Origin of the sequence: Halomonas sp. B23F22_3, assembly GCF_043496965.1 — a bacterium.
GTDB lineage: Bacteria > Pseudomonadota > Gammaproteobacteria > Pseudomonadales > Halomonadaceae > Halomonas.
In genome coordinates, this window is sequence record NZ_JBIEKG010000003.1 from 1 (window position 1) to 26,989 (window position 26,989).

The 26,989-nt window shown below is 69.3% G+C and carries 25 protein-coding genes; 19 read left to right on the plus strand and 6 right to left on the minus strand.

What is annotated here, in order from left to right; genetic code table 11:
- Positions 1 to 154: 154 nt before the first annotated feature.
- Positions 155 to 1,354, minus strand: a complete 1,200-nt coding sequence (tyrS, locus tag ACGTNG_RS06375; RefSeq protein WP_394576184.1) for a tyrosine--tRNA ligase — start codon at positions 1,352 to 1,354, stop codon at positions 155 to 157.
- A gap of 113 nt (positions 1,355 to 1,467) precedes the next feature.
- On the opposite strand from tyrS, the gene ACGTNG_RS06380 reads away from it, so the two are divergent.
- A complete protein-coding gene (locus ACGTNG_RS06380) occupies positions 1,468 to 2,598 on the plus strand; it encodes an anhydro-N-acetylmuramic acid kinase (protein ID WP_394576185.1) in 1,131 nt (376 codons plus the stop codon).
- A gap of 31 nt (positions 2,599 to 2,629) precedes the next feature.
- Here ACGTNG_RS06380 and ACGTNG_RS06385 read toward each other — a convergent pair whose 3' ends face one another.
- Together ACGTNG_RS06385 and ACGTNG_RS06390 are read right to left on the minus strand one after the other, a co-directional pair.
- Positions 2,630 to 3,772, minus strand: coding sequence for a PilT/PilU family type 4a pilus ATPase (locus ACGTNG_RS06385; RefSeq protein ID WP_394576186.1), 1,143 nt, complete (start codon positions 3,770 to 3,772; stop codon positions 2,630 to 2,632).
- A 25-nt stretch (positions 3,773 to 3,797) separates the two neighbouring features.
- A complete protein-coding gene (locus ACGTNG_RS06390) occupies positions 3,798 to 4,829 on the minus strand; it encodes a type IV pilus twitching motility protein PilT (RefSeq protein ID WP_394576187.1) in 1,032 nt (343 codons plus the stop codon).
- Between the two features lie 63 nt (positions 4,830 to 4,892).
- Between ACGTNG_RS06390 and ACGTNG_RS06395 the strand changes: the two genes are divergently transcribed.
- From ACGTNG_RS06395 to ACGTNG_RS06425, 7 genes are read left to right on the plus strand one after another with little or no spacing between them, the layout of a single operon-like run.
- Positions 4,893 to 5,597, plus strand: a complete 705-nt coding sequence (locus ACGTNG_RS06395) for a YggS family pyridoxal phosphate-dependent enzyme (protein ID WP_394576188.1) — start codon at positions 4,893 to 4,895, stop codon at positions 5,595 to 5,597.
- A gap of 55 nt (positions 5,598 to 5,652) precedes the next feature.
- Positions 5,653 to 6,477, plus strand: a complete 825-nt coding sequence (gene proC / locus ACGTNG_RS06400; RefSeq protein WP_394576189.1) for a pyrroline-5-carboxylate reductase — start codon at positions 5,653 to 5,655, stop codon at positions 6,475 to 6,477.
- Between the two features lie 55 nt (positions 6,478 to 6,532).
- Positions 6,533 to 7,126 (plus strand): YggT family protein, encoded by a 594-nt coding sequence (locus tag ACGTNG_RS06405; RefSeq protein ID WP_394576190.1) that lies wholly within the window; start codon positions 6,533 to 6,535, stop codon positions 7,124 to 7,126.
- Between the two features lie 36 nt (positions 7,127 to 7,162).
- Positions 7,163 to 8,320: a homoserine O-succinyltransferase MetX gene (gene metX, locus ACGTNG_RS06410; RefSeq protein WP_394576191.1), complete on the plus strand. Its 1,158-nt coding sequence runs from the start codon at positions 7,163 to 7,165 to the stop codon at positions 8,318 to 8,320.
- A complete protein-coding gene (metW, locus tag ACGTNG_RS06415) occupies positions 8,320 to 8,916 on the plus strand; it encodes a methionine biosynthesis protein MetW (RefSeq protein WP_394576711.1) in 597 nt (198 codons plus the stop codon). Before metX ends, metW begins: the two co-directional genes overlap by 1 nt.
- Positions 8,917 to 8,971: 55 nt before the next feature.
- A complete protein-coding gene (locus ACGTNG_RS06420) occupies positions 8,972 to 9,424 on the plus strand; it encodes a DUF4426 domain-containing protein (RefSeq protein ID WP_394576192.1) in 453 nt (150 codons plus the stop codon).
- Positions 9,421 to 9,759: a Rieske (2Fe-2S) protein gene (locus ACGTNG_RS06425; protein ID WP_394576194.1), complete on the plus strand. Its 339-nt coding sequence runs from the start codon at positions 9,421 to 9,423 to the stop codon at positions 9,757 to 9,759. The genes ACGTNG_RS06420 and ACGTNG_RS06425 overlap by 4 nt, the downstream gene beginning before the upstream one ends.
- Here the strand turns inward: ACGTNG_RS06425 and sfsA are convergent.
- Positions 9,718 to 10,515, minus strand: coding sequence for a DNA/RNA nuclease SfsA (gene sfsA / locus ACGTNG_RS06430; RefSeq protein ID WP_394576195.1), 798 nt, complete (start codon positions 10,513 to 10,515; stop codon positions 9,718 to 9,720). The two genes, ACGTNG_RS06425 and sfsA, sit on opposite strands and share 42 nt — an antisense overlap.
- Positions 10,515 to 11,675 (minus strand): pyridoxal phosphate-dependent aminotransferase, encoded by a 1,161-nt coding sequence (locus ACGTNG_RS06435; protein ID WP_394576196.1) that lies wholly within the window; start codon positions 11,673 to 11,675, stop codon positions 10,515 to 10,517. The genes sfsA and ACGTNG_RS06435 overlap by 1 nt, the downstream gene beginning before the upstream one ends.
- Positions 11,676 to 11,894: 219 nt before the next feature.
- On the opposite strand from ACGTNG_RS06435, the gene dksA reads away from it, so the two are divergent.
- From dksA to ACGTNG_RS06490, 11 genes are all read left to right on the plus strand, one after another.
- Positions 11,895 to 12,332, plus strand: a complete 438-nt coding sequence (dksA, locus tag ACGTNG_RS06440; RefSeq protein WP_108446021.1) for an RNA polymerase-binding protein DksA — start codon at positions 11,895 to 11,897, stop codon at positions 12,330 to 12,332.
- An 88-nt stretch (positions 12,333 to 12,420) separates the two neighbouring features.
- Positions 12,421 to 13,314: a tRNA glutamyl-Q(34) synthetase GluQRS gene (gluQRS, locus tag ACGTNG_RS06445; RefSeq protein ID WP_394576197.1), complete on the plus strand. Its 894-nt coding sequence runs from the start codon at positions 12,421 to 12,423 to the stop codon at positions 13,312 to 13,314.
- A gap of 12 nt (positions 13,315 to 13,326) precedes the next feature.
- Positions 13,327 to 13,503, plus strand: a complete 177-nt coding sequence (locus ACGTNG_RS06450) for a hypothetical protein (protein WP_170121140.1) — start codon at positions 13,327 to 13,329, stop codon at positions 13,501 to 13,503.
- The gene (locus ACGTNG_RS06455; RefSeq protein WP_394576198.1) at positions 13,493 to 16,453 is read left to right on the plus strand and encodes an ATP-binding protein; all 2,961 of its coding nucleotides are present in this window, start codon (positions 13,493 to 13,495) and stop codon (positions 16,451 to 16,453) included. The genes ACGTNG_RS06450 and ACGTNG_RS06455 overlap by 11 nt, the downstream gene beginning before the upstream one ends.
- Positions 16,431 to 17,819 (plus strand): sigma-54-dependent transcriptional regulator, encoded by a 1,389-nt coding sequence (locus tag ACGTNG_RS06460; RefSeq protein WP_394576199.1) that lies wholly within the window; start codon positions 16,431 to 16,433, stop codon positions 17,817 to 17,819. The genes ACGTNG_RS06455 and ACGTNG_RS06460 overlap by 23 nt, the downstream gene beginning before the upstream one ends.
- Before the next feature lie 878 nt (positions 17,820 to 18,697).
- Positions 18,698 to 20,095: a polynucleotide adenylyltransferase PcnB gene (pcnB, locus tag ACGTNG_RS06465; protein WP_394576200.1), complete on the plus strand. Its 1,398-nt coding sequence runs from the start codon at positions 18,698 to 18,700 to the stop codon at positions 20,093 to 20,095.
- A gap of 1 nt (position 20,096) precedes the next feature.
- The gene (gene folK / locus ACGTNG_RS06470) at positions 20,097 to 20,597 is read left to right on the plus strand and encodes a 2-amino-4-hydroxy-6-hydroxymethyldihydropteridine diphosphokinase (RefSeq protein WP_394576201.1); all 501 of its coding nucleotides are present in this window, start codon (positions 20,097 to 20,099) and stop codon (positions 20,595 to 20,597) included.
- A gap of 113 nt (positions 20,598 to 20,710) precedes the next feature.
- Positions 20,711 to 21,502 carry a 3-methyl-2-oxobutanoate hydroxymethyltransferase gene (gene panB, locus ACGTNG_RS06475; protein ID WP_394576202.1) on the plus strand — a complete coding sequence of 264 codons (792 nt, stop codon included), beginning with the start codon at positions 20,711 to 20,713 and terminating at the stop codon, positions 21,500 to 21,502.
- Between the two features lie 25 nt (positions 21,503 to 21,527).
- A complete protein-coding gene (panC, locus tag ACGTNG_RS06480) occupies positions 21,528 to 22,376 on the plus strand; it encodes a pantoate--beta-alanine ligase (protein WP_394576203.1) in 849 nt (282 codons plus the stop codon).
- 35 nt (positions 22,377 to 22,411) lie between these two features.
- Positions 22,412 to 22,792, plus strand: coding sequence for an aspartate 1-decarboxylase (gene panD, locus ACGTNG_RS06485; protein WP_349759069.1), 381 nt, complete (start codon positions 22,412 to 22,414; stop codon positions 22,790 to 22,792).
- Between the two features lie 303 nt (positions 22,793 to 23,095).
- Entirely contained in the window at positions 23,096 to 24,271 is a 1,176-nt protein-coding gene (locus tag ACGTNG_RS06490) for an acetyl-CoA C-acetyltransferase (protein WP_394576204.1), read from the plus strand.
- A gap of 219 nt (positions 24,272 to 24,490) precedes the next feature.
- Here ACGTNG_RS06490 and pnp read toward each other — a convergent pair whose 3' ends face one another.
- Complete coding sequence (pnp, locus tag ACGTNG_RS06495; RefSeq protein WP_394576205.1) at positions 24,491 to 26,626, minus strand: polyribonucleotide nucleotidyltransferase; 2,136 nt, start codon at positions 26,624 to 26,626, stop codon at positions 24,491 to 24,493.
- Between the last annotated feature and the right edge of the window lie 363 nt (positions 26,627 to 26,989).

Genomic DNA, 26,989 nt, shown 5'->3' on the forward strand with positions numbered 1-26,989 from the left:
GATGAACGGAAGCTTATCCACAATGCCTTCGAGCGCGCGGCGCGACGACCGGGTGTGGATAGATTTCCCGCCTTCCAGAGACACGAACGCCCGCACAGGGCGGGCGTCGTGACCAGGGCAGCCTGGGCGGACTGAAGCGCTAGAGAGGCGCGCCTCAGACGAGGATCACTCGGGCATAGCGCTTCTTGCCCGCCTGGATGACATAGCTCTTGCCGGTGTCGAGCATATGATCGCGCTCGACCACCTCGCCCTCGACCTTGACCCGACCGTTGCCGAGCATGTCCTTGGCCTGGGCACTGTTGTTGGCGAGCCCCGAGCGGTTGAGCACCGCGGCGATCGGCGCCTGGGCACTGCCCTCGAAGTCGACCTCGACCTCGGGCAGGTCCTCCGGCAGCTCACCGTCGGCGAGCTGATTACCGGCGCTGCGATGGGCGTTGGCGGCCGTCTCTTCGCCGTGATAGCGACCGATCAACTCACGGGCGAGGACCATCTTGATGTCGCGCGGATTGGCACCGGCCTCGACATCGCGCTTGAGCGCCTCGATCTCCTCGTTGGGCTTGAGCGAGAGCAGCTCGAAGTAGCGCCACATCAGGCTATCGGGCATGGAGACCAGCTTGTTGAACATCGCCCCCGGCGACTCGTCGACGCCGACGTAGTTGCCCAGCGACTTGGACATCTTCTGCACGCCGTCGAGGCCCTCGAGCAGCGGCATGGTCATCACCACCTGGGGCGACTGGCCGAAGTGCTTCTGGACCTCGCGACCCATCAGCAGATTGAACTTCTGGTCGGTGCCGCCGAGCTCCACGTCCGCCTCCAGCGCCACGGAGTCGTAGCCCTGCACCAGCGGATAGAGGAACTCATGGAGGGAGATCGGCTGGCCCGCGCTGTAGCGCTTGTCGAAGTCGTCGCGCTCGAGCATCCGCGCCACGGTGCTCTGGCCGGCGAGCTCGATCATGTCCGCCGCGCTCATGGCCGAGAACCACTCGGCGTTGAAGCGCACTTCGGTCTTCTCGGGATCGAGGATCTTGAACACCTGCTCCTTGTAGGTCTGGGCGTTGGCCTTGACCTCCTCCTCGGTGAGCGGCTTGCGCGTCACGTTCTTGCCGGTGGGATCCCCGATGCGGCCGGTGAAGTCGCCGATCAGGAAGATCACCTCGTGCCCCAGGTCCTGGAACTGACGCATCTTGGTCAGCAGCACGCTGTGCCCGAGGTGCAGGTCCGGCGCCGTGGGATCGAAGCCCGCCTTGATGCGCAACGTGCGCCCGGAGGCCAGCTTCTTCTCCAGCTCGTCCTCGAGCAGGATCTCGTGGGTGCCGCGCTTGAGCAGCGCCAGGGCGCCAGCTACATCGGTCATTGTCTCCTCTCCACTCAGCAGGCGGCCCGCGACCCGGCGGGCACTCGGTGTTCGAATGGTCGAGGATGGTACCATGTCCGACCACCCACGGTTGAGCCCGCCCGGGAGTCCCCATGAGCCTCTTCATCGGCCTGATGTCAGGCACCAGTCTCGACGGCGTCGATGCCGCCCTCGTCGATATCACCCCGGGGCAGCCGCCGAGCCTGATCGCCACCCATGCCGCGTCGATGCCCGAGCCGCTGCGCGACCTGCTGTGGCGCCTCTGTCATGCCGACCGCGTGGCCTTCGCCGAGCTGGCGGCCGCCGAGGATGCCTTCTGCCGCCTGCAGGCCAGCGCCATCGAGGCGCTGATCGCCGGCAGCGGCGTGGCGCGGGAGAGCATCGCCGCCATCGGCAGCCATGGCCAGACCATCGAGCACGCCCCCTGGGGCCATGACGGCGGCCCGGCCTATACCCTGCAGCTCGACAACCCGAGCCTGCTCGCCGAGCTCACCGGCCGTCCGGTGGTCGGCGACCTGCGCCGACGCGATCTGGCCGCCGGCGGCCAGGCCGCCCCGCTGGCCCCGGCCTTCCATGAGGCGCTGTTCCGGGCGCCCGGTGAATGGCGCCTGGTGCTCAACCTCGGTGGCTTCGCCAACCTCACGCTGCTGCCACCCGCCGAGGACTCACGCCCGCCGCTGGGCTTCGATAGCGGGCCGGCCAATGCCCTGATGGATGCCTGGCACGCCCGCCATCGCGGCGGGCGCTTCGACGCCGACGGGGCCTGGGCGGCCTCGGGGCGCGTCGACGAGGCGCTGCTGGCCCGCCTGCTGGCACACCCGTTCTTCCACCGCCCGCCGCCGCGCAGCACCGGCCGCGAGGTCTTCCATCTGGACTGGCTGGAAAAGCATCTAGAAGAGGGGACATCACCGGAGGACGTGCAGGCGACGCTGGCCGAGCTGACCGCCGCCAGCGTGGCGCTGGGCATAGAGATGGCCCGGGAGCACTTCGCGGCGCCGCCGGCCGCGCGACTGATTCCCTGCGGCGGCGGCGCCCACAACCCGGACCTGCTGGCCCGCCTGGCGCGCCGGCTGCCCGAGACCCCGCTCACCACCAGCGACGACTGGGGCTGGCCCGCCGACTGGCTGGAGGCCGGGGCCTTCGCCTGGCTGGCGGCCCGGCGCCTCGCCGGCCAGCCGGGCAACCTGCCCTCGGTGACCGGCGCCGCCGGGGACCGGGTGCTCGGCGGACTCTACGCCCCCTGAGCATCCTTGGGAGCGAGCGCGAACCGAGCCGCTAGAAGTCGTCCTCGCCCCGCAGCGAGAGGTGGCTGGCCGCCTCCTTGGCCCCGGCTACCCCGTCGCTGCTCTCGTCGCCGAACTTGATCATCATGCGCAGATCGTTGGCCGAGTCTGCATGCACCAGCGCCACCTCCTCGCTGATCTTGCCCGCCTTGTAGAGGTCGAAGAGCGCCTGGTCGAAGGTCTGCATGCCGAGATCCCGGGAGCGTGCCATGATCTTCTTGATCTCGCCGACCTCGCCCTTGCGCACCAGGTCACCGATCAGCGGCGACTTGAGCATGATCTCGATCGCCGGACAGCGCCCGCCGTCGACCGTGGGCAGCAGCTGCTGGGCGACGATGGCGTGGAGGTTGAGCGAGAGGTCGAGCCACACCTGGGCGTGGCGCTCGATGGGGAAGAAGTTGATGATGCGATCCAGCGCCTGGTTGGCGTTGTTGGCGTGCAGCGTCGCCAGGCAGAGGTGGCCGGTCTCGGCGAAGGTCAGCGCGTGCTCCATGGTCTCCCGGGTGCGCACCTCGCCGATCAGGATCACGTCCGGCGCCTGGCGCAGGGTGTTCTTCAGGGCGACCTCGAAGGACTCGGTGTCGATGCCCACCTCGCGCTGGTTGATGATCGCCTTGCGGTGCGGATGCACGTACTCGATGGGATCCTCAACGCTGATGATGTGGCCGCCGATCGTCTCGTTGCGCTGCTGGATCATCGACGCCAGGGTGGTCGACTTGCCGGTGCCGGTGCCGCCGACCACGAACACCAGGCCGCGCTTGATGTTGGCCAGCTCGCCCAAGGCGGGGGGCAGCGAGAGCTCCTCCAGGTGGGGGATGTCGAAGCCGATGCGGCGCACGACCATGGCCATCTGGTTGCGCTGCTGGAAGGCGCTGATGCGAAAGCGCCCCATGCCCTTGAGGCTCAGCGCGAAGTTGGCCTCGTGCTCGGTCTTGAAGCGCTCCCGCTGCGCATCGGGCAGCGAGGCACCGACCAGCTCGTTGACCTGCGCCACGCTGAGCCCCTGGTCGCCCAGGGGGATGAGCTGGCCGGCCATCTTCAGGGTGGGCGGCGCGTTCACCGAGATCAGCAGATCCGACGCCTCCTTCTGCACCATGATGTCCAGCAGCTGGTGGAGCCACTCTTTTGCCGTCATGTCCCTGCCTCCTTGTTATCCGTGCTCAGGCCAGCACGCCCTTCGCCTTGGCCTGAGCCTCCTCGCGCGCCACGGTGTTGTCGGTGACCAGCCGCGCCAGCGCGGCATCCATGGTCTGCATGCCGAGATTGCCGCCGGTCTGGATCGCCGAGTAGATCTGCGCCACCTTGTCCTCGCGAATCAGGTTCCGCACCGCCGCCGTGGCCACCAGGATCTCGTGGGCCGCCACCCGGCCGCCGCCCTGGCGCTTGAGCAGGGTCTGGGAGATCACCGCCTGCAGCGACTCGGAGAGCATCGAGCGCACCATGGACTTCTCCTCGCCCGGGAAGACGTCGATGATCCGGTCGATGGTCTTGGCCGCCGAGGTGGTGTGCAGGGTGCCGAACACCAGGTGGCCGGTCTCGGCCGCGGTCAGCGCCAGCCGGATGGTCTCCAGGTCACGCAGCTCGCCGACCAGGATGATGTCCGGATCCTCGCGCAGGGCGCTGCGCAGGGCCGGGGCGAAGCCGTGGGTATCGCGGTGCACCTCGCGCTGGTTGACCAGGCAGCGCTTGCTGCGATGGACGAACTCCACCGGGTCCTCGATGGTGAGGATGTGCTCGAAGCGGTTATCGTTGATGTAGTCGATCATCGCCGCGAGGGTGGTGCTCTTGCCCGAGCCGGTGGGCCCGGTCACCAGCACCAGGCCGCGGGGCAGCATCGAGAGCTGGCGGAAGACCGGACCCATGCCCAGGTCCTCCATGGTCAGCACCTCGGTGGGGATGGTGCGGAACACCGCCCCGGCGCCGCGCGCCTGGTTGAAGACGTTGACGCGGAAGCGGGAGACGCCCGGCACCTCGAAGGAGAAGTCGGTCTCGAAGAATTCCTCGTAGTCGCGACGCTGGCGGTCGGCCATGATGTCGTAGATCAGCTTGCGGACCTCGCGGTCCTCCATGGCCGGCACGTTGAGCCGGCGAATATCGCCATCGACGCGGATCATCGGCGGCAGGCCCGCCGAGAGGTGGAGGTCCGAGGCGTTCTGTTTTGCCGAGAATGCCAGCAGTTCGGTAATATCCATGCGGTTCCCCTGCTTCCGGGATGAGGTTCCCTACTGTATGACCAGTATGACAGACCCTACGACATGACGGACCTGGTACTTTCCGAGTCGCTGGCCGCCGCTCGCGCCCGGCTCGTCGCGGCGCTCGACGCCGCGGGACGCCCCGCCGATGCCGCCCGGCTGCTCGCGGTGAGCAAGACCAAGCCCGCCGCCCTGATCCGTCAGGCCTGGCACGAAGGCCAGCGCGAGTTCGGCGAGAACTACCTCCAGGAGGCCCTGGACAAGCAGGCCGAACTGGCGGATCTCACGGGCATCGTCTGGCATTTCATCGGGCCGCTGCAATCCAACAAGACCCGCGACGTGGCCGAACGCTTCTCCTGGGTGCATAGCGTAGACCGGGAAAAGATCGCCCGACGCCTGAGCGATCAACGCCCCGAGGACCTGGCACCGCTGGACATCTGCCTGCAGGTCAACATCAGCGACGAGGCGAGCAAGTCCGGCGTCTCCCTCGAGGCACTTCCGGCGCTCGCCGAGGCCGTGCTGGCGATGCCGCGTCTGCGGCTGCGCGGCCTGATGGCGATCCCCGCCCCGGCCGAGACCGAAGCCGAGCAGCGCCTGCCCTGCGCCCGGCTGCGCCAGGCCCTGGAAGCGCTTCGCGAGCGCTTCCCCGAGGCGCCGCTGGATACCCTCTCCATGGGCATGAGCGCCGATCTGGAGGCCGCGGTGGCCGAGGGCGCCACCCTGGTGCGCCTGGGCACCGCCATCTTCGGCGAACGTCACACACGATAATCCCGCCCGCGCCGGCTGCCGGCCGAGGCTTTCCACCATCAGAAGGACAGATCCCATGGCCAGCACAGTCACCTTCATCGGCGCCGGCAACATGGCCGGCGCCATCATCGGCGGGATGATCGAGAGCGGCTTCGCGCCCGACGACGTCATCGCCACCTCGCCAAGCGACGACGTGCTCGCCCCGCTGCGCGAGCGGCTGGGCATCCGCACCGAGACCGACAACGCCACGGCCGTCGCCCAGTCCGACGTGGTGGTGCTGGCGGTCAAGCCGCAGATCATGCGCGACGTGTGCGAGCAGATGCGCGACGCCGTCCAGGCGCGCCGGCCGCTGATCGTCTCGGTGGCCGCGGGGCTGCCGGCCGAGACCCTCGAGGCGTGGCTCGGCGGCGAGCTGCCGCTGGTGCGCTGCATGCCCAACACCCCCGCCCTGGTCGGCGCCGGGGCCGCCGGCCTCTACGCCAACGACCGGGTCGACGCGGCCCAGCGCCGCCTCGCCACCGAGCTGATGGAGGCGGTAGGCCTGGTGGAGTGGGTCGAGGACGAGGCCCTGCTCGACGCGGTCACCGCCGTCTCCGGCAGCGCTCCGGCCTACTTCTTCCTGATGTTCGAGGCCATGGAGGAGGCCGGCGTCAAGCTCGGCCTGCCGGCCGACACCGCCCGCCGCCTGGCCATGCAGACCGCGCTGGGCGCGGCCAAGATGGCGCTGGCAAGCGACAAGCCGCCGGCCGAGCTCAAGCGCAACGTGATGTCGCCGGGGGGCACCACCGAGCGCGCCATCGCGCATCTCGAGCAGGCCGAGCTGCGCCGCATCATGGCCGAGGCGATGACCGCCTGTGCCGACCGCGCCGCCGAGATGGCCGACGAGCTCGGCCAGCGCTGAGCCCTCGGGGCGATACGCCCCCACGATCACGTTTCAAGGACATGGAGGAGCCCCGATGGGCAGTCAACTGGGAAGCGCCGGCCTGCTGCTGGTCAACACCCTGATCAATATCTACATCTTCCTGCTGATGCTGCGCTTCCTGCTGCAGGCATCCCGGGCGGACTACTACAACCCCATCAGCCAGTCGGTGGTGAGGGTCACCCAGCCGGCGGTGCGTCCCTTCCAGAGCTTCCTGGGGCCGGTGATGGGCCGCTTCGACCTGGCGACCCTGGCCACGGCCTTCGTGATCAAGGCGATCGGCATCATCCTGATCCTGCAGCTCGCCGGCTTCGGCATGGCGCCGATCGCAAGCGTGGCGATCGGTGCGGTGGCCGCCGTCGCCAACGCCATCCTCAAGATCTACTTCTTCGCGCTGATCGTGATGATCATCCTCAGCTGGGTGGCGCCGCAGGCCAGTCACCCCGGCGCGCTGCTGGTGATGCAGCTGGTGGAGCCGATCATGGCGCCGGTGCGCCGGGTGATTCCGCCGCTGGGCATGATCGACCTGTCGCCCATCGTGGTGTTCATCGCCATCAGCTTGATCGATGGTATCGTGGTGGGCTCGCTGACCCGCGCCGCGGGTGTCGTCGGGGCCCTGGTCGGCCTCTGACGCTGGCTCATGACAACGACTGGACACCACACACCGATGCCCGAGTTTCCCCGCGATTCGGTCGGCCTGGTGACGCCCGAGACGGCGCACTTCGCCGACCCCCTGGCCCTGGCCTGCGGCAGGACGCTGCCGGCCTATGACCTGGTCTACGAGACCTACGGCACGCTCAACGCCGAGCGCTCCAACGCCATCCTGATCTGCCATGCCCTCTCCGGGCACCACCACGCCGCCGGCTATCATGCCGCCGACGAGCGCAAGCCGGGCTGGTGGGACGCCCACATCGGCCCCGGCAAGTCGATCGACACCGACCGCTTCTTCGTGGTCTCGGTGAACAACCTCGGCGGCTGCCACGGCAGCACCGGCCCCACCAGCGAGAACCCGGAGACGGGCCGCCAGTGGGGCCCGAACTTCCCGATCATCACGGTGCTCGACTGGGTGCACAGCCAGGCGCGGCTGGCCGACCGGCTGGGCATCAACCGCTTCGCCGCGGTGATCGGCGGCAGCCTCGGCGGCATGCAGGTGCTGCAGTGGACGCTCTCCTATCCCGAGCGCATCGCCCACGCCGTGGTCATCGCGGCGACGCCGAAGCTGTCGGCGCAGAACATCGCCTTCAACGAGGTGGCGCGACAGGCGATCCGCTCCGACCCCGACTTCCATGACGGCTGGTACGCCGATCACGACACGGCGCCGCGCCGCGGTCTCAAGCTCGCGCGCATGGTGGGCCACATCACCTACCTCTCCGAGGACGCCATGGGCACGAAGTTCGGCCGCGACCTGCGCAGCACCGACCTGAACTTCGGCTTCGACGTGGAGTTCCAGGTGGAGTCCTACCTGCGCTACCAGGGCGACACCTTCTCCACCTCCTTCGACGCCAACACCTACCTGCTGATGACCAAGGCGCTGGACTACTTCGACCCGGCCGCCGCCCATGACGGCGAGCTGGCCCGGGCCCTCGCGCCGGCGGCCTGCCCCTTCCTGGTGGTCAGCTTCACCACCGACTGGCGCTTCCCGCCGTCGCGCTCCAAGGAGCTGGTGAATGCCCTGATCCGCGCTGACAAGTCCGTCAGCTACGTCAACATCGACTCGTCCCACGGCCACGACGCCTTCCTGATGCCCGAGCCCCGCTATCAGGCGGTGTTCGCCGGCTTCATGAACCGCGTGGCCCGGGATCTGGGCCTGGAGGACCGCTCATGATGCGCGCCGACCTCAAGCTGATTCACGCCTGGATTCCCGAGGGCGCCCGGGTGCTCGACCTCGGCTGCGGCGAGGGCACGCTGCTGGCGGCGCTGGCCCGCGACAAGCGGGTCACCGGCTACGGCCTGGAGATCGACCCGGAGGGCATCACCGCCTGCCTCGCCAAGGGCGTCAACGTCATCGAGCAGAACCTCGACGAGGGGCTCGCCAACTTCGACGACAACGCCTGCGACCTGGTGGTGATGACCCAGGCGCTGCAGGCGCTGCGCCGCCCCGACCTGATGCTCGACGAGATGCTGCGCGTCGCCGGGGAGGCGATCATCACCTTCCCCAACTTCGCCTACTGGCGCCATCGCGCCTACCTCGGCTTCAAGGGCTACATGCCGGTCTCGCGCTCGCTGCCCCACGCCTGGTACGACACGCCCAACATCCACCTCTCGACCTTCAACGACTTTGAACGCCTGTGCCGCGACAAGGGTCTGAGCATTGTCGACCGGGCGGTGGGCATCGGCGATCACGAGGGCCACTGGACCTCGCGCTGGTGGCCCAACCTGTTCGGCGAGATCGCCATCTTCCGGGTCGCCCGCCGGCCGTGAGCCCACGCGCCCGGGGACACTGCCCAGAGCCGAGAGCCCAGAGGGAGAACCGACGATGATGCGACACAGCCTGACGGCCCTGATGCTGGGCCTGATCCTGCTCGCGGCGCTGCCCGCCCAGGCCCAGCAGTTCGAGCAGGTGGGGGACTACCAGATCCACTACAGCGCCGTGAACACCAGCTTCCTGCCGGAGGCGGTGGCCCGGGAGCACGGCATCCAGCGCAGCCAGGCCATGGCGCTGCTCAACGTCAGCGTGATGGAGCGCCTCGAGGACGGCTCGATCCGTCCCGTGATCGCCTCGGTCGACGGCCGCAGCGCCGCGCTCGACGGCAGCGAGGCCAGCCCGCTGGCCTTTCGCAGCCTGCGCATCAACGACACGCCCTCCCAGGTCGCGGTGTTCCGCATCCGCGAGAACGCGCCCATGCGCTTCGACCTGAGCGTGCGCTACGACCGCAACACCGAGCCCGCCGAGGTGAGCTTCATCCAGCGCTTCTACATCGATCGATGAGCGCGACGACCGACGCCATCGCCCACCTCGCCGACCTCGGGGACAGCGCCTCGCTCGGCGTGCGCCTGCCCGACGGGCGCGACGCCCTGCTGGTACGGGTGCACGGGCGGGTCAGCGCCTTCGAGAACCGCTGCCCCCACCAGGGCGTGCCCCTCGAGGCCGAGCCGGACCGCTTCCTGGAGGCCGGCGGCGAGCTGATCCAGTGCGCCATGCACGGCGCGCTGTTCCTGCCCGAAGGCGGCGAGTGCGTGTTCGGTCCCTGTCAGGGCGAGCACCTGCGCCAGATTTCCGTCTCAGTCGATGAGGGCGGAGGCATCCACCTGGCGGGTGAGTGAGACCGGAAGCCCCTTCCCCAGGCGCACCGCGACCGGCACGCCGTCCTCGCGGAGGACCTCGCAGCGCCGCGCCAGCACCTCCACGCCGCGTGCGGCCACCTCGCCCAGGGTCGCGGCATAGGCCGGATCCAGGTGCGCGGCCGGCGCCACGTCCGTGATGCCCTCGTGGGCCACGCAGAACAGCAGCACGGCACGATGCCCCCGCTCGGCCAGCGCCGCCAGCGCCTCCAGGTGCCGGCGCCCCCGGGCACTGACCGCGTCGGGGAAGTAGCCGTGGCCGTCGCTCTCCCTGAGCGTCACCTGCTTGACCTCGACGAAGGCCGAGGCGCGGCGGGGGTCCTCGAGGCAGAAGTCGAGCCGGGTGCGTTCACGACCGCTGCCCGCCGTCACCCCCTCACCCCACGCCTCCAGGCGCACCTCGCGGCGGAGCGCCGCGTAGCCCGCAAGCTCCGCCACGCGTCCTGCGCGCAGCGCCTCCTCGACGATGCGGTTGGCGCGTCCGGTGTGCACCGAGGCCGCCGCCACGCCGCCCTCGGGCTGGGGCAGCTCGATCAGCTCCCAGGTCCAGGCCAGCTTGCGCGCCGGGTTGTCGCTGGCGGCGAGCCACACCCGGCAGCCCGGCACGTTCACCGCGCGCATCGAGCCGGTGTTGGGGCAGTGGGCCACCACCTCGCGACCGTCGTCGAGGCGCACGTCGGCCAGGAAGCGCTTGTAGCGACGCAGCAGGGTGCCGGGCACCAGGGTCGGATACTCCATCAGCGACGCGCCAGGAAACGCTGGAGGCGATTCACCGCCTCCTCGAGGCGCGCCTCGCCAGTGGTGAAGGCGATGCGCACGTGGTGCTCGCCCCCCGCCAGGGCGAAGTCGGTACCCGGGGTGATGGCGACGTTCTCCTCCTCGAGCAGCGCGCGGCAGAAGGCCTCGCTGTCGTCGCTGTAGCGGGAGATATCGAGCCACAGGTAGAAGGCCCCCTGGGGCGGCAGCGACGGCGCCAGCCCCAGCCGCGAGAGCCCGGCCAGCAGGGCATCGCGACGCCGGCCGAGTTCGCGGCGCCGGGCCTCGAGGATCTCGCGGCACTCGGGCGTGAAGGCGGCCAGGGCGGCGTGCTGGGCCGGGGTGGAGGCGGCCAGGAAGACGTTCTGGGCAAGCCGAGTGAGCGGCTCCACCGCCGCCTCGGGCGCCACCAGCCAGCCCAGGCGCCAGCCGGTCATGCCGAAGTACTTCGAGAAGCTGTTGACCACGAAGGCGTCCGGAGTGGTCGCGGCCACCGAGAGCGGCGGCAGATCGAAGCAGAGCCCCTGGTAGATCTCGTCGACCAGCAGATCGCCGCCGCGCGCCTTGACGGTATCGGCCACCGCCGCGAGCCGGACCGCGTCGAGCATGTGACCGGTCGGGTTGGAGGGCGTGGCCAGCATGGCGAGCCGAGTGTCAGCCTGCCAGTGGCGCGCCACCAGCTCGGCATCCAGCTGCCAGCCGCTCTCCGGCCCCACCGGCACGGCATCGACTTCGGCGCCGGCCAGGGCCATGAAGTGGCGGTTGCAGGGGTAGTTGGGGTCGGCCATCAGCACCCGGTCGCCGGGGCCCGCCAGCAGCTGGCTCGCCAGCAGCAGCGCCCCGGAGGCCCCGGGTGTGATCAGGATGCGCGCCGGGTCGACCGCGGCGCCGAAGTACTCGGCGTAGTGCCCGGCGATCGCCTCGCGCAGCGCCGGCAGGCCGGCCGCCGGCGTGTAGCGGGTCTGGCCGGCATCCAGGGCGGCGCGGCCGGCCGCCACCACGGGCGCCGGGGTGGCGAAGTCGGGCTCGCCGATCTCCAGGTGGATGACGTCGTGACCGGCGGCCTCCCGGGCCTGGGCGATCTCCAGCAGACTCATCACGCGAAAGGGGGCGATACGTGCCACCCGGGCATTCCAGGACATCCGAGGCTCCTTGGGTCGCGCCGGAGAGCGAGGGGCATCTTTCCGACGGCCGGTGGTCAAAATTTGACATGTTACGACTTTTGGCGTGACGCCGCAGTCCCGACGCCGCCAGAGGTTGCAACGCCCGCCTTTTTCCGATAAACAAGCATCCCTTTGGCGTGAAATACCCTGCACGCGGCAGGGATTGATCAGCAGTCACTCAAGACACGAGGCAGACCCATGCCAGTAGCAGAAAAGAAGATGGATGCTCCCAAGAAATTCACCCCGTACGAGCCAGCGGCGGGTGAAGAGTACATGAACGAGAAGCAGCTGGAGCACTTCCGCAAGATCCTGCTGGGCTGGAAACAGGAGCTCATGGAAGAGGTCGACCGCACCGTTCGCCACCTGCAGGAAGAGGCGAACAACTACGCCGACCCCGCCGACCGCGCCACCCAGGAAGAGGGCTTCAACCTGGAGCTGCGCACCCGCGATCGCGAGCGCAAGCTGCTGAAGAAGATCAACGAGACCCTCGACAAGATCGACGAGGACGATTACGGCTTCTGCGAGGCCTGCGGCGTCGAGATCGGCATCCGCCGCCTCGAGGCGCGCCCCACCGCCACCCTGTGCGTGGACTGCAAGACGCTGGCCGAGCTGAAGGAAAAGCAGCTGGGCGGCTGACGGCGATGCCGATGCCCCGGATCTCCCCCCGCGACGGGCACCTGAGGGTGCCCGTTTGCGTGTCGGCCCCCCACGCCGGAGCCCCGCGATGAGCGACTACCGTGGGCGCTTCGCCCCGACCCCCTCGGGCCCGCTGCACTTCGGCTCCCTGGTGGCGGCCCTGGCGAGCTTCCTCGATGCCCGCCGCGCGGGCGGCGAGTGGCGGCTGCGCATCGAGGACATCGACCCGCCGCGCTGCCCGCCCGGCGCCGCCGACACCATCCTGCGCCAGCTCGAGGCCTTCGGCCTTCACTGGGACGGCCCGGTGAGCTGGCAGCACGACCATGATGACGCCTACGCCGCCGCGCTGGAGCGCCTCAAGGCCGCGGGCCTCGCCTACCCCTGCAGCTGCTCGCGCAAGCAGTGGCGCGACCATGCCGTCTATCCCGGCTGGTGTCGCCACGGCGTCTGCGACCCTACCAAACCGGTGGCCTGGCGGCTGCGCAGCGACCTGGGCCCGCGCCCGGTGGTCTGGCCGGACCGGCTGTTCGGCGAACAGCGCCTCGACCCCGCCGCGCTCGGCGACGTGGTGCTGAGGCGCAAGGACGGCCTCTGGGCCTATCAGCTCGCAGTGGTGGTGGATGACGCCGACCAGGGCATCAGCGACGTGGTGCGTGGCTTCGACCTGCTCGACAACACCCCCTGGCAGCGCCAGCTGCAGCAGGCACTGGGCTATCCCGAGCCGCGCTACCTCCACCTGCCGCTGATCCTCGGCGACGACGGCCAGAAGCTCTCCAAGCAGAACCTGGCGCCGGCCCTGCCCGAAGCCGATGAAGCGGTGCGACCGCTGCTCCACGCGGCCCTGGCGGCGCTCGATCAGGCGCCGCCGCGCAAGCTTGCCACGGCGCCGGTGGACGAGCAGCTCGCGTGGGGCATCGCCCATTGGGACATCGCCCGGCTGTGCGCCGCGCCCCATCGCCAGACCGGCGCCACCACCCCCTGAGAGGAGCCCGACGTGTACGTCTATCGCATCATGCTCTTCCTGGTCTTCGGCGGGTATCTGCTCTCGCCGCTGCTGATGAGCGGCTGGGCGAGCCCCGACATCGCCTGGTATCGCCCCTTCGTGGTCTGGGGCGTGCTGATCGCCCTGACCCTGTGGCTGGAACAGAAGAGAAAGCTCGATGAACGCTAGTCTCGGCGCCGTCCTGGCCCTGGGCAGCGGCTACCTGCTGCTGCTGTTCATCTGCGCCCTGGCGGTGGAGCGCGGCTGGATTCCCACGCGCATCGCGCGCCACCCGGTGGTCTACACCCTGGCGCTCGGCACCTACGCCAGCGCCTGGGCGATCTACGGCAGCCTGGAACTGGCCGGCAGCGCCGGCTACGGCTATCTGGCCTACTACCTGGGGGTGGCCGGCGCCTTCCTGCTCGCCCCGGTGCTGCTGGTGCCGATCCAGCGCATGACCCGCACCTACCAGCTCGCCTCGCTGGCCGACCTCTTCGCCTTCCGCTTTCGCTCGCGCTGGGTCGGGACCCTGATCACCCTGGTCAGCCTGCTCGCCGTGCTGCCGCTGCTGGCCCTCCAGGTGCAGACCCTGGGCGACACCATCCAGCTGCTGACCGGCAGCGCCTCGCCGGCCCTGCTGGCGCTTGCGTTCTGCGCGCTGATCGCGCTGTTCGCGATCCTCTTCGGTGCCCGCCATACCCGGCTCCACGCCCGCCACGACACCCTGCTGGCGGCCATCGCCCTGGAGTCGCTGGTCAAGCTGGTCGCCATGCTGGCGCTGGGGGGCTTCGCGCTGTTCGTGGTCTTCAACGGCCCCGGTGACCTGCAGGCCTGGCTCGACGGCCCGGGCCGACTGGCCCAGGCGGGCGTGAACCACCTGGATCCGGCCCAGTGGCGGACCCTGCTGCTGCTGTTCTTCGCCGCGGCCTTCCTGATGCCGCACATGTTCCACATCACCTTCGCCGAGACGCTCTCGCGGCGCACCCTGCTCCAGGCCGCCTGGGCGCTGCCGCTGTTCCTGCTGCTGATGGCGCTGCCGGTGCCACTGATCCTGTGGGCCGCCCAGCGCCTGGGCGTCGATGCCGCAGGGCTCGGCAGCGCCTACCTGGCGTACGGGCTCTCGGAGTCGCTGTGGCTGCAGGGCGTGGTGTTCATCGCCGGCCTCGCGGCCACCAGCGGCACCATGATCATCATCTCGCTGGCGCTGTCGGGGATGATCCTCAACCACCTGGTGCTGGTCGCCCACCCCCCGGTGGACCAGCCGGACCTCTACCACTGGCTGCGCTGGCTGCGGCGCGCCCTGATCGGCGCGGTGATCTTCGCCGGCTGGCTCTTCTACCGCCTGGTGGGGGTGAACCACGACCTCACCACCCTGGGGCTGGTCGCCTTCATCGGCATGGCCCAGTGCCTGCCGGGCATGCTGGCGCTGCTCTACTGGCCGGGCGCCAACCGCAAGGGCATGGTCAGCGGGCTGACGGCCGGCGTGCTGGTGTGGCTCGCCGGCAGCTGGGTGCCGCTGCTCACCGACTTGCCGGCCCAGGTGCTGCTGCCACCGGGCCTCGAGGCCCTGGCCGGCCAGCCGGACTGGTACGTGGTGACGATCGTCTCGCTGGCGGCCAACATCCTCACCTTCATCCTGGTCTCGCTGCTCACGCCCACCTCCGACGGGGAACGCGCCGCGGCGGAGGCCTGCTCGGTGGACGCGGTGATCCGCCCCAAGCGCCTGCCGCTGGTCGCCGGCAACGGCGAGGAGTTCAAGTATCACCTGGCTCGCGCCCTCGGCGAGGAGGTCGCCGGCCGCGAGGTCGACCGGGCGCTGACCGATCTGGGGCTGTCGCCGCTGGACGGACGCCCCTACGCGCTGCGCCGCCTGCGCGATCGCATCCAGGCCAACCTCTCCGGGCTGATGGGCCCCTCGGTGGCCCAGGACCTCGTCGATCGTCACCTGCCCTATCGCCGCGGCGGCCTCGAGCCCACCGACGACATCCACTTTGTCGAGAGCCGCCTGGAGGCCTACCGCACTCGGCTGACCGGCCTGGCCCGTGAGCTCGACGGCCTGCGCCGCTACCACCGGCGCATCCTCACCCGGCTGCCGGTGGGCCTGTGCGCCTTCGGCGTCGACGACGAGCTGCTGATGTGGAACGACGCCCTCGCCGAGCTGACCGGCATCGACGGCGCCAGCGTGGTCGGCTCCCGCCGGGACAGCCTCCCGCCGCCCTGGAACGACCTGCTGGGGCGCATGTTCCTCGAACATCACGACCACCTCTACAAGCAGTCGGTACGCCTCGACGGCACGACGCGCTACCTGAGCCTGCACAAGGCCGAGCTCACCGCCGACGAGGACATCCGCGGCGGCACCGTGGTGCTGGTCGAGGATCACAGCGAGATGAAGTGGCTGGAGGACGAGCTGGTGCACGCCGCACGGCTCGCCTCCATCGGCCAGCTGGCGGCCGGGGTGGCCCACGAGATCGGCAATCCGGTCACCGGCATCTCCTCGCTGGCGCAGAACCTGCGCTACGATACCGACGACCCCGAGGTGCTGGAGACCGCGACCCAGATCCAGCAGCTCACCGACCGCATCTCGCGCATCGTCGAGTCGCTGGTCGGCTTCGCCCACGGCGGCCGCCACGTGGCGGGGCAGGCCTTCGCCCCGGTCTCGCTGGCCGAGGTGACCGACGAAGCCCTGCACTTGATCCACCTCGCCCGCTCGGGGGAGGATATCCACTACCGTAATCGCTGCCCCGCGGGCCTCGAGGTCGAGGGCGATGCCCAGCGACTGCTGCAGGTGATGGTCAACCTGCTCGGCAACGCCCGGGATGCCAGCGTCCCCGGCGGCGAGGTGATCGTCGAGGCCGGCCGCCAGGGCGAATGGCTGCACGTCACCGTCACCGACCAGGGCCATGGCATCGCCGAGCACGTGCGCGACCACCTGTTCGAGCCCTTCACCACCACCAAGCCGCCCGGCGAGGGCACCGGGCTCGGCCTGCCGCTGGTCTACAGCATCATCGCCGAGCACGGCGGCCAGATCGACATCGACTCCCCGCCCCCCGGGCAGGCCCAGGGCACCCGCATCCACCTGTGGCTGCCCCTCAACACAGAGCATGGTGACCCCACCGATGAGCCGGATCCTGATCGTTGAAGACGAAGCCATCATCCGCAGCGCCTTGAGGCGGCTGCTGGAACGGCACGACCACCGGGTCAGCGAGGCGGGGTCGGTGGCCGAGGCCCTCGCCCTCGAGCCCCAGGGCTTCGACCTGGTGATCAGCGACCTGCGCCTGCCCGGCGAGCCCGGCACCGACCTGATCGCCCGCGCCGCCCCCGTGCCGGTGCTGATCATGACCAGTTACGCGAGCATGCGCTCGGCGGTGGAGGCCTTGAAGCAGGGCGCCGTGGACTACGTGGCGAAGCCCTTCGACCACGACGAGCTGCTCGAGACGGTGGCCCGGGTCCTGCACCAGCAGGCCACCCAGCAGGGCGAGCCGCCCGACATCACCGAGCCCGACGGCAAGCGCCAGCCCATGATCGGCAACTGCCCCGCCATGCAGGTGGTCTACACCCGCATCCGCAAGGCGGCACCCGCCGATGTCACGGTGCTGGTGCAGGGCGAATCCGGCACCGGCAAGGAGCTGGTGGCCCGGGCGCTGCATCAGCAGAGCCGGCGTGCCGGCGCGCCGCTGATCTGCGTCAACTGCGCGGCGATCCCCGAGACGCTGATCGAGTCCGAGCTGTTCGGCCACGAGAAGGGCGCCTTCACGGGTGCCAGCGCCGCCCGCACCGGCCTCGTCGAGGCCGCCGACGGCGGCACCCTGTTCCTCGACGAGATCGGCGAGCTGCCCCTCGACGCCCAGGCGCGCCTGCTGCGCGTGCTGCAGGAGGGCGAGATCCGCAAGATCGGCTCGGTGGAGACCCGCCACGTGGACGTGCGCCTGATCGCCGCCACCCACCGCGACCTGCAGCGCCTGTCGACGACCGGCGAGTTTCGCCTCGACCTCTACTATCGCCTCAACGTGATGCAGATCGACCTGCCCGCCCTGCGCGAGCGCGACGACGACATCCTGCAGATCGCCGACGTGCTGCTGGAGAAGGCCTGTCGACGCCACGAGCGCGAGGGCCTGCGGCTCTCACGGGCGGCCCGCCGCACCATTCGCGACTACCCCTGGCCCGGCAACGTGCGCGAGTTGGAGAACGCCCTGGAGCGCGGCGTCATCCTCGCCGAGGGTCATCTGATCCATCCCGACGACCTGGGGCTGGCCGCCGCGCCCCGGCCGCTCGTCGAGCCCGCCAGCGACGTGCCGACCTCGCCCGCCCCCGCGGAGCCCACCCCGGGCGAAGAGGACGACCTCTCCCTGGAGGACTATTTCCAGCACTTCGTGCTGGAGCACCAGGACCAGATGAGCGAGACGGAGCTCGCCCAGAAACTCGGTATCAGCCGCAAGTGCCTCTGGGAGCGCCGCCAGCGCCTGGGTATCCCGCGCAAGAAGAGCCCACGACGCAGCACGGGATGACGCCGCCAGGCCATACGCCCTTTGGCCATACGACCATAGTACAAGCGCCCGCGGCCGACGCCTCGGGCGCTGTTTTTTGCCTCTCGAAGCCGCGTTCTGCACCATTTGTTACCTTCCCACACAGCCACTGCCCCATCGCAGGGCCAGATGGGTAACACTCCGTCGCCGCGCCGAAACATGGCCCCGCCGCTTCATCACCATCCTCATGTTTTATATAAATTTTCCAGACAGTGGCACGCCACCTGCTACTACCAGGCCAAGAAAAACAAATCCGGACGTCACCGGGCGCCAACAACAACAACAAGGCAGCCAGGCGTGACAGGGCCCGCCCCGACAACAACAACAAGAGACTCGGGCCCCTACGACTTCGGCGCTTGCCGACAACAAGAACAGCAACGGCACAGCGCGAGGCCTTCGAGACTCGACAACAACAACAAGCTGCTCGAAGCACCGGAGCCATCAGGACGCGACGCACCCAAGTACGGCCAACAACAATGACAACGGCCAGCGAGGTGCACTCCCGGCAACAATGCCAACAATCCGGGAGGAGGCATACTTCCATGCCGTCGTGGTTGGACTATTGTTTTGAATACGAGACGGTCTCCGTCAGGAGCATCAACAAACATAACAACACCGCTTGCCTGAACACTCCTTGGTGACTGTGGTGCGTATTCAGGGCGATGCGCCATCACGAAGAAGAATCAGCTGCACGGATGCAGCATCCTGCTTAAAGGGGAGGCCACGGCCTCCCCTTTCTCTGTCTGGCGACCCGTGTCTGGCGTCGACCTCAGGCCCTCATCGCCGCACCGCGCTTTGCAAGGTGTCAGTGGTCGGCTACACTCAACGCTTTTCCGCGTCCCGCGAGTCGATATCGCCGCATGATCAAAGGTTTTACCCGCTTTCTGCAGAGCCCGGGCCAGCACCTCAAGTCGCTGTTCGGCCCTCAGGATGCGCCGGCCGGCAGCACCGGTCCTCGCATCATTCCCCGCCAGGAACACCCTGTCTCGCGTCAGCACTTCAGTGACGCCGCCCTCAAGGTGCTCTACCGCCTGCACAATGCGGGTTTCCAGGCCTTCCTGGTCGGGGGGTGCATCCGTGACTCGCTGCTCGGCCATATGCCCAAGGATTTCGACGTCGCCACCGATGCGACGCCGGAACAGATCCGCGAGCTGTTCCGCAACTCGCGGATCATCGGCCGACGCTTTCGCATCGTGCACGTCCGCTTTGGCCGCGAAGTGATCGAGGTCACCACCTTCCGCGGCAAGCCCAACGACGACCACGCCGATCATATCTCCCAGCAGTCGGACGATGGCCTGCTGCTGCGTGACAACGTCTGGGGCAACCTCGAGGAGGACGCCCTGCGCCGCGACTTCACGGTCAACGCCCTCTACTACAACATCGCCGACTTCTCGATCCACGACTTCGCCGACGGCGTGAAGGACATCGAGGCCCGTACCCTGCGGCTGATCGGCGACCCGGCAACGCGCTACCGCGAGGATCCGGTGAGGATGCTGCGCGCGGTGCGCTTCGCCGCCAAGCTCGACTTCCACCTGGACCCGGCCACCGAGGCGCCCATCGCCGAGGCCGCGCCGCTGCTGCTGCAGATTCCGCCGGCCCGGCTGTTCGACGAGATCCTCAAGCTGTTCATGGCCGGCCACGGGGTCGTGACCTTCCAGCTGCTGCGCCAGTACGGGCTGTTCGCCATGCTCTTCCCCGAGGCCGACGAGGCCATGGAGGAGCTGCCCTGGGCCGAGCGCCTGGTCGAGCACGCGCTGGAGAGCACCGATCGGCGCATTCGCGAGGATCGCCCGGTGACACCGGCCTTCCTGTTCGCCGCCCTGCTCTGGGCGCCCGTGCAGCAGCGCCAGGCGACCCTCGAGGCCGATGGCATGCCGGCGATCCCGGCGCTGCAGGCGGCCTCCCAGCAGGTGGTGTCGCGCCAGCTCCAGCACATCTCCATTCCCAAGCGCTTCAGCCTGCCGATGCGCGACATCTGGGATCTTCAGCAGCGGCTGCCGCTGCGCCGCGGCAAGCGCGTCTTCCAGACGCGCGAGCACCCGCGCTTCCGGGCCGCCTATGACTTCCTGCTGCTGCGCGAGGCGGCCGGCGAGCTCGACCCCGGGCTCGGCGACTGGTGGACCGCCTTCCAGCAGGCCGACGAACACGAGCAGCGCCGCCTGCTGAGCAAGGTCGGCGCCGACCCGGCCGGCAGCGGGGCCCCGCGCAAGCGCCGCCGGCGCCGCCGCAAGCCGCGGGGCCCCGCGAGCGACGCATGACATGAGTCGCACGGAGCATCACGCCTGGATCGGCCTGGGCAGCAACCTCGATGGCCCGCACGAGCACGTCGCCCGCGCCCTCGAGGAGCTCAACCGCCTGCCGCTGACGCGCCGCATCGCCGCCTCAAGGCTCTATGCCAGCCGCCCGGTGGGGCCTGCCGATCAGCCCGACTACGTGAACGCCGTGGCGCACCTGGCGACGCGGCTCTCGCCGCTCGCCCTGCTCGATCAGCTGCAGGCCCTCGAGCAGCGCCACGGCCGGGTGCGTGGCCGCCGCTGGGGCCCCCGCACCCTGGACCTGGACCTGCTGCTCTACGACGACCGCCGACTGGCGCTGCCGCGCCTGACCCTTCCCCACCCGGAGATGACGCGGCGCGCCTTCGTGCTGGTGCCGCTGGCCGAGCTGGCCCCGGGCCTCGCCCTCGACGGCCGGCCGCTGTCGCGCCTTGCGGCCGAGCTCGAACCCCAGGACCTGGCCCCGGTGTTACCGACCGGCGGATGATCGCCCCCATACTGTTACCTATCGACACCCCGGCATGATTCGGGTAACAATCGCGGGTTACACCGAGGACGGCCCGCCAGAGGCCTCCCCCGACCAGACGATGAGAACACGCCATGAAAACCGTCACCCTGAGCACGCTGTCGGCCCTCAAGCGCGCCGGTGAACCCTTCAGCTGCCTGACCGCCTACGACGCCTCCTTCGCGCGGGCGGCCGGCGAGGCCGGCATCGAGGTGCTGCTGGTGGGCGATTCGCTGGGCATGGTCCTGCAGGGACACGCCAGCACCCTGCCGGTGACCCTCGACGAGGTCTGCTATCACACCCGCTGCGTGGCACGCGGCAAGGGCAAGAGCCTGCTGATGGTCGACCTGCCCTTCATGAGCAACTCCAGCACCGAGCGACTGCTCCAGGATGCCGGCGCCCTGATGCGCGCCGGCGCCGAGCTGGTCAAGGTCGAGGGCGAGGCCTGGATGGCCGAGGGCATTCGCGAGCTGACGTGCCGCGGCGTGCCGGTCTGCGCCCACCTCGGCCTGACGCCCCAGTCGGTCTACCAGCTGGGCGGCTACAAGGTGCAGGGCCGCGAGGCCGAGCAGGCGACGCGGATCCTCGAGGACGCCCGCACGCTGGTCGAGGCCGGGGCCTCGGTGATCCTGCTGGAGTGCGTGCCGGCGAGCCTGGGTCGCGCGGTGAGCGAGGCGCTGGAGGTGCCGGTGATCGGCATCGGCGCCGGCCCCGATACCGACGGCCAGATACTCGTGATGCATGACGTGCTGGGCGTGACCCCTGGCCGCGCGCCGCGCTTCGTCAAGAACTTCATGGCGGATGCCGACGACATCCAGGGCGCCTTCCGTCTCTACCATGAAGACGTCAAGGCCCGTCGCTTCCCCGCCGAAGCGCACTGCTTCTAAGCCTTCATTCCGGGAGCTCGAGACGATGCGTACCCTGCATGAGATCGCCCCCCTGCGCGAGGCCCTGGACGAGGCGCGCCGTCGCGGCCAGCGCATTGCCCTGGTGCCGACCATGGGCAACCTCCACGAGGGCCACCTGGCGCTGATCGCGGAAGCCCGTCGCCGCGGCGACCTGGTGGTGGCGACCATCTTCGTCAATCCGCTGCAGTTCGGCCCCGGCGAGGATCTGGACGCCTATCCGCGCACCCTCGCCGAGGACCAGGCGAAGCTCGAGGCGGCCGGCTGCGACCTGCTGTTCGCCCCCGAGACCACCACGCTCTACCCCCGCGGCCTCGACGCCCAGACCCGGGTCAGCGTGCCCGAGGTCAGCGAGGGCCTGTGCGGGGGCGACCGGCCCGGCCACTTCGACGGCGTGGCCACCGTGGTGACCATGCTCTTCCAGCTGGTGCAGCCCGATGTGGCCTGCTTCGGCGAGAAGGACTACCAGCAGCTGGCGGTGATCCGCCGACTGGTGGCCGACCTGCACCTGCCGGTGGAGATCATTGGCGTGCCGATCGTGCGGGCCGAGGACGGCCTGGCGCTCTCCTCGCGCAACGGCTACCTGGACGCGGCGCAGCGCGCCGTGGCGCCGACGCTCTACGCCACCCTGTGCGCGCTGCGCACGGCACTGGAGAACGGCGCCGCTCCGCACGACACCCTGGCCGACGGCCTCGCCCGCCTGGAGGCGGCCGGCTTCGCGCCGGACTACCTGGAGCTGCGCGCCGCCGACCTGGGGCCCGTCGAGGCGACGACCCGCGAGGCCGTGCTGCTCGCCGCGGCCCGCCTGGGCCCGACCCGACTGATCGATAACCTGAGCCTGACCCTGCCGCGCTGAATCCGCGGCATCGCGACCAGAGGAACCCTTGTCCCATGCAGACCATCATGCTCAAGGCCAAGCTGCACATGGCCCGCGTCACCCATGCCGTGCTCAACTACGAAGGCTCCTGCGCCATCGACGGTGAGCTGCTGGACATGTCCGGCATCCGCGAGAACGAGCAGATCCAGATCTACAACGTCGAGAATGGCCAGCGCTTTACCACCTACGCCATCCGCGCCGAGGAAGGCTCGCGGATCATCTCGGTGAACGGTGCGGCCGCCCACCTCGCCACCGAAGGGCAGCGCGTGATCATCTGCAGCTACGCCCACTACAGCGAGGCCGAACTCGACGCCCACCAGCCGGCCCTGGTCTATCTCCAGGAAGGCAACGTCGTCAGCCACACCAGCAACGCCATTCCCGTGCAGCTGGCCTGACGCCTCGCGGGCACCCCGCCCCGGGGTGCCCGCGCCTTCTCCTCTCGCCTCCTCCGCGCGCGCTTCCACGGGCGCTCTTCAACGAGCTCTCCGCGCCGCCCCTTCCCTGCCGTGCCACCCTCACCCTGTCGCCCTCCTGGCGACGCACGCGCCGCGACGCCCCCCTACGGCCATGGAAGCATTGCCGCGACGCACAATACTCCCCTATGCTGAGAACCCCGGCTCTGTCTGAGACGTCATCGAGTGCAGGGTGTCCACCAGACACGGCCGCCAGTCCGCTACCTATTTTCAGGAGTATCCCGCATGCAAGACGTGGTGATCGTTGCCGCACGCCGTACCGCCGTCGGCACCTTCGGCGGCTCCCTGGCCGGCATCCCCGCCAGCGACCTGGGTGCCCATGTCATCAAGGACATCCTGGCCTCCACCGGCGTTGCCGGCGACCAGGTCGACGAGGTCCTGCTCGGTCAGGTGCTGACCGCCGGCGTCGGCCAGAACCCCGCCCGCCAGGCGAGCATCAAGGCCGGCCTGCCGGACGCGGTGCCCGCCATGACCATCAACAAGGTCTGCGGCTCCGGCCTCAAGGCCCTGCACCTGGCGACCCAGGCGATCCGCTGTGGCGATGCCGAGCTGATCATCGCCGGCGGCCAGGAGAACATGTCCGCCTCGCCCCACGTGCTGCCCAATTCGCGCAACGGCCAGCGCATGGGCGACTGGAAGGCTATCGACAGCATGGTCCACGACGGGCTGTGGGATGCCTTCAACAACTACCACATGGGCATCACCGCCGAGAACCTGGCCGAGAAGTACGGCATCACCCGCGAGCAGATGGACGAGTTCGCCGCCGGCTCCCAGCAGAAGGCCGCCGCGGCCATCCGCGAGGGCAAGTTCAAGGGCCAGATCGTTCCGGTCGAGATTCCCCAGCGCAAGGGCGACCCGGTGGTCTTCGACACCGACGAGGGCCCGCGCGACGTGACCGCCGAGAAGCTCTCCGGCATGCGCCCCGCCTTCAAGAAGGACGGCACCATCACCGCCGGCAACGCCTCCTCCATCAACGATGGCGCGGCCGTGGTCATGCTCTGTTCCGCCGAGAAGGCCAAGGCGCTGGGGCTCGAGCCGCTGGCGCGCATTGCCGCCTACTCCAACGCCGGCGTCGACCCGTCCATCATGGGCATCGGCCCGGCCCCGGCCACCCGTCGTTGCCTGGAGAAGGCCGGCTGGAGCCTGGACGACCTGGACCTGGTCGAGGCCAACGAGGCCTTCGCCGCCCAGGCGCTCTCGGTCAACAAGGAGCTCGGTTGGGATACCGACAAGGTCAACGTCAACGGCGGCGCCATCGCCATCGGCCACCCGATCGGCGCCTCCGGCTGCCGCATCCTGGTGACCCTGGTGCACGAGATGATCGCCCGGGATGCCAAGAAGGGCCTGGCGACCCTGTGCATCGGCGGCGGGCAAGGCGTCGCGCTGGCGATCGAACGGTAAGCACGCAGCGGCCTCGGGGACAGGTCGAAGCGGAGGTCCGATGCCATGGATGGCATCGGTAGCGCCCAGGGAAGGGTTTACAGCGCCTCCGCGATGGTCCGACACTTCGGGACCTGTCGCCGGGAAAGCCGGTCACCCCATACGACAACCGCCCCCGCAGCCAGGCTGCGGGGGCGGTTTCGTTACCGCGTCGGCGATCGGCTCGCCGAGGGCGGTCGCTTACAGTTCGGGCTCGGCGGCCGCTTCGGCCTCGAAGGCGGCCTTCTCTTCCGGGGTGATCTCCTTGATGGTGAGCTTCACCCGGTTGCGGTTGTCGATGTCGAGCACCTTGACGATGGGCTCATCGCCCTCGTTGAGGAAGTCGCGCACGTCGTTGACCCGCTCCGGCACGATCTGGGAGATGTGCACCAGGCCGTCGGTGCCCGGCATGATGTTGACGAAGGCGCCGAAGTCGGCGATACGCACCACCTTGCCGCGGTAGAGCTTGCCGATCTCGGGCTCGGCGGTGATCGCCAGCACGGTGTCGATGGCCGCCTTGGCCGCCGTCTTGTCCTCGGCGTAGATGCGCACGGTGCCGTCGTCGTCCAGGTCGATGGAGGCGCCGGTATCCTCGCAGATCTTGCGGATGGTGGCGCCGCCCTTGCCGATGACGTCGCGGATCTTCTCCGGATCGATCTTGAGGGTCGCCATGGAGGGCGCGTTCTCGGAGACCTCGGCGCGGCTCTGGGCGATCACGGTGTTCATCTGCTCGAGGATCTGCTGGCGGGCGTCATAGGCCTGCTGCAGCGCCTGCTCCATGATCTCCTCGTTGATGCCCTCGATCTTGATGTCCATCTGCAGGGCGGTGACGCCCTCGGAGGAACCGGCCACCTTGAAGTCCATGTCGCCGAGGTGGTCCTCGTCGCCGAGGATGTCGGTGAGCACGGCGAAGCCGTCGTCATCCTTGACCAGGCCCATGGCGATGCCGGCCACCGGCGCCTTCATGGGCACGCCGGCATCCATCAGCGCGAGCGACGAGCCGCACACCGACGCCATGGAGCTCGAGCCGTTGGACTCGGTGATCTCGGAGACCACGCGGATGGTATAGGGGAAGTCCGCCTCGTCGGGCAGCATCGCCTGAACGCCGCGACGCGCCAGGCGACCGTGGCCGATCTCGCGACGCTTGGGCCCGCCCATGAAGCCCGCCTCGCCCACGCTGTAGGGGGGGAAGTTGTAGTGCAGCAGGAAGCGGTCCTTGCGCTCGCCCTCCAGCGACTCGATCAGCTGGGAGTCGCGCAGGGTGCCCAGCGTCGCCACCACGATCGCCTGGGTCTCGCCGCGGGTGAAGATCGCCGAGCCGTGGGTCTTGGGCAGGCCGCCGACCTCGATGGAGAGCGGACGCACGGTCTTGTGATCGCGACCGTCGATGCGCGGCTCGCCCTTGACCACCCGCGAGCGCACCACGCGCTTCTCGAGGCCGGCGAAGGCGCCCTTCACCTCGTCGGCGGCGAACTGGCCGTCTTCCTCACCGGCGAACTGCTCGACGGCCTGATCCTTGAGGGCGGACAGGGCGTCCTGGCGGGCCATCTTGTCGGTGATACGGTAGGCCTCGCCGACCTTCGCCTCGAAGGCCTCGGCCATGGCGCCCTTGAGGGCGACGTTCTCGGCGGGGGCCTGCCACTCCCACTTGGCCTTGCCGGCTTCGGCGGTCAGCTCGTTGATGGCGGTGATCGCCACCTGCATCTCCTGGTGGGCGTAGAGCACGGCGCCCAGCATCTCGTCCTCGAGCAGCTCCTTGGCCTCGGACTCGACCATCAGCACCGCCTTCTCGGTGCCGGCGACCACCATGTTGAGCTCGGAGTCACCCAGCTCTTCCACGGTGGGGTTGAGGAAGTAGCCGTTGTCCTCGGTGAAGCCCACCCGCGCGGCGCCGATCGGGCCGTTGAAGGGCACGCCGGAGATCGCCAGGGCGGCGGAGGTGCCGAGCATGGCCGCGATGTCCGGATCGTGGTTGCGATCGGTGGAGAGCACCGAGCAGACCACCTGCACCTCGTTCATGAAGCCCTTGGGGAAGAGCGGGCGGATCGGGCGGTCGATCAGCCGCGAGGTGAGGGTCTCCTTCTCGGTGGGCCGCCCCTCGCGCTTGAAGAAGCCACCGGGAATCTTGCCGACGGCGTAGGTCTTCTCCTGATAGTGGACGGAGAGCGGGAAGAAGGGCTGGGCCGGGTTGGCCTCCTTCTTGGCCACCACGGTGCACAGCACCACGGTGTCGTCCATGGTGACCATCACGGCACCGGTGGCCTGGCGGGCGATGCGCCCGGTTTCCAGGGTGACGGTGCTGCGACCGTACTGAAATGTCTTCTTGACCGGATTCACGGCGACTTCCTTCAACGTTACTTTTCTGTGTTTGGGTCGTTTTGACTCGGCGACCATTTTAGGGGTTGACGCGTCCCGCGGCCACCGGATGGCGAGATTTCCCCCTCTCCCTTTGCGAGGAGCACCGGGGATAGACCGAAGGGGAGGTCCGAGGACCAGGGGTGAGGAGCATTGCTCCGAACGGGCTGGTCAAGGATGGCCAGCACCGGACCTGCAAGCGAAGCAGGACGCGAGAGCGAAGCAGGGCCGAGGTAGCGCCCAAGGACGGGTTCACAGCGCCTCCCTGACGGTCCGGCGCTCCGGGGCCTATCGCCGGATCAGCTCCGGGCCCAGGCCCGCTAGATGGCCCAACAAACAAAACGG

What these genes read in the sequence shown, in the direction of transcription:
- tyrS (WP_394576184.1), bottom strand. Translation starts at nt 1,354, where the DNA reads ATGACCGATGTAGCTGGCGCCCTGGCGCTGCTCAAGCGCGGCACCCAC.
- ACGTNG_RS06380 (WP_394576185.1), top strand. Translation starts at nt 1,468, where the DNA reads ATGAGCCTCTTCATCGGCCTGATGTCAGGCACCAGTCTCGACGGCGTC.
- ACGTNG_RS06385 (WP_394576186.1), bottom strand. Translation starts at nt 3,772, where the DNA reads ATGACGGCAAAAGAGTGGCTCCACCAGCTGCTGGACATCATGGTGCAG.
- ACGTNG_RS06390 (WP_394576187.1), bottom strand. Translation starts at nt 4,829, where the DNA reads ATGGATATTACCGAACTGCTGGCATTCTCGGCAAAACAGAACGCCTCG.
- ACGTNG_RS06395 (WP_394576188.1), top strand. Translation starts at nt 4,893, where the DNA reads ATGACGGACCTGGTACTTTCCGAGTCGCTGGCCGCCGCTCGCGCCCGG.
- proC (WP_394576189.1), top strand. Translation starts at nt 5,653, where the DNA reads ATGGCCAGCACAGTCACCTTCATCGGCGCCGGCAACATGGCCGGCGCC.
- ACGTNG_RS06405 (WP_394576190.1), top strand. Translation starts at nt 6,533, where the DNA reads ATGGGCAGTCAACTGGGAAGCGCCGGCCTGCTGCTGGTCAACACCCTG.
- metX (WP_394576191.1), top strand. Translation starts at nt 7,163, where the DNA reads ATGCCCGAGTTTCCCCGCGATTCGGTCGGCCTGGTGACGCCCGAGACG.
- metW (WP_394576711.1), top strand. Translation starts at nt 8,320, where the DNA reads ATGCGCGCCGACCTCAAGCTGATTCACGCCTGGATTCCCGAGGGCGCC.
- ACGTNG_RS06420 (WP_394576192.1), top strand. Translation starts at nt 8,972, where the DNA reads ATGATGCGACACAGCCTGACGGCCCTGATGCTGGGCCTGATCCTGCTC.
- ACGTNG_RS06425 (WP_394576194.1), top strand. Translation starts at nt 9,421, where the DNA reads ATGAGCGCGACGACCGACGCCATCGCCCACCTCGCCGACCTCGGGGAC.
- sfsA (WP_394576195.1), bottom strand. Translation starts at nt 10,515, where the DNA reads ATGGAGTATCCGACCCTGGTGCCCGGCACCCTGCTGCGTCGCTACAAG.
- ACGTNG_RS06435 (WP_394576196.1), bottom strand. Translation starts at nt 11,675, where the DNA reads ATGTCCTGGAATGCCCGGGTGGCACGTATCGCCCCCTTTCGCGTGATG.
- dksA (WP_108446021.1), top strand. Translation starts at nt 11,895, where the DNA reads ATGCCAGTAGCAGAAAAGAAGATGGATGCTCCCAAGAAATTCACCCCG.
- gluQRS (WP_394576197.1), top strand. Translation starts at nt 12,421, where the DNA reads ATGAGCGACTACCGTGGGCGCTTCGCCCCGACCCCCTCGGGCCCGCTG.
- ACGTNG_RS06455 (WP_394576198.1), top strand. Translation starts at nt 13,493, where the DNA reads ATGAACGCTAGTCTCGGCGCCGTCCTGGCCCTGGGCAGCGGCTACCTG.
- ACGTNG_RS06460 (WP_394576199.1), top strand. Translation starts at nt 16,431, where the DNA reads ATGAGCCGGATCCTGATCGTTGAAGACGAAGCCATCATCCGCAGCGCC.
- pcnB (WP_394576200.1), top strand. Translation starts at nt 18,698, where the DNA reads ATGATCAAAGGTTTTACCCGCTTTCTGCAGAGCCCGGGCCAGCACCTC.
- folK (WP_394576201.1), top strand. Translation starts at nt 20,097, where the DNA reads ATGAGTCGCACGGAGCATCACGCCTGGATCGGCCTGGGCAGCAACCTC.
- panB (WP_394576202.1), top strand. Translation starts at nt 20,711, where the DNA reads ATGAAAACCGTCACCCTGAGCACGCTGTCGGCCCTCAAGCGCGCCGGT.
- panC (WP_394576203.1), top strand. Translation starts at nt 21,528, where the DNA reads ATGCGTACCCTGCATGAGATCGCCCCCCTGCGCGAGGCCCTGGACGAG.
- panD (WP_349759069.1), top strand. Translation starts at nt 22,412, where the DNA reads ATGCAGACCATCATGCTCAAGGCCAAGCTGCACATGGCCCGCGTCACC.
- ACGTNG_RS06490 (WP_394576204.1), top strand. Translation starts at nt 23,096, where the DNA reads ATGCAAGACGTGGTGATCGTTGCCGCACGCCGTACCGCCGTCGGCACC.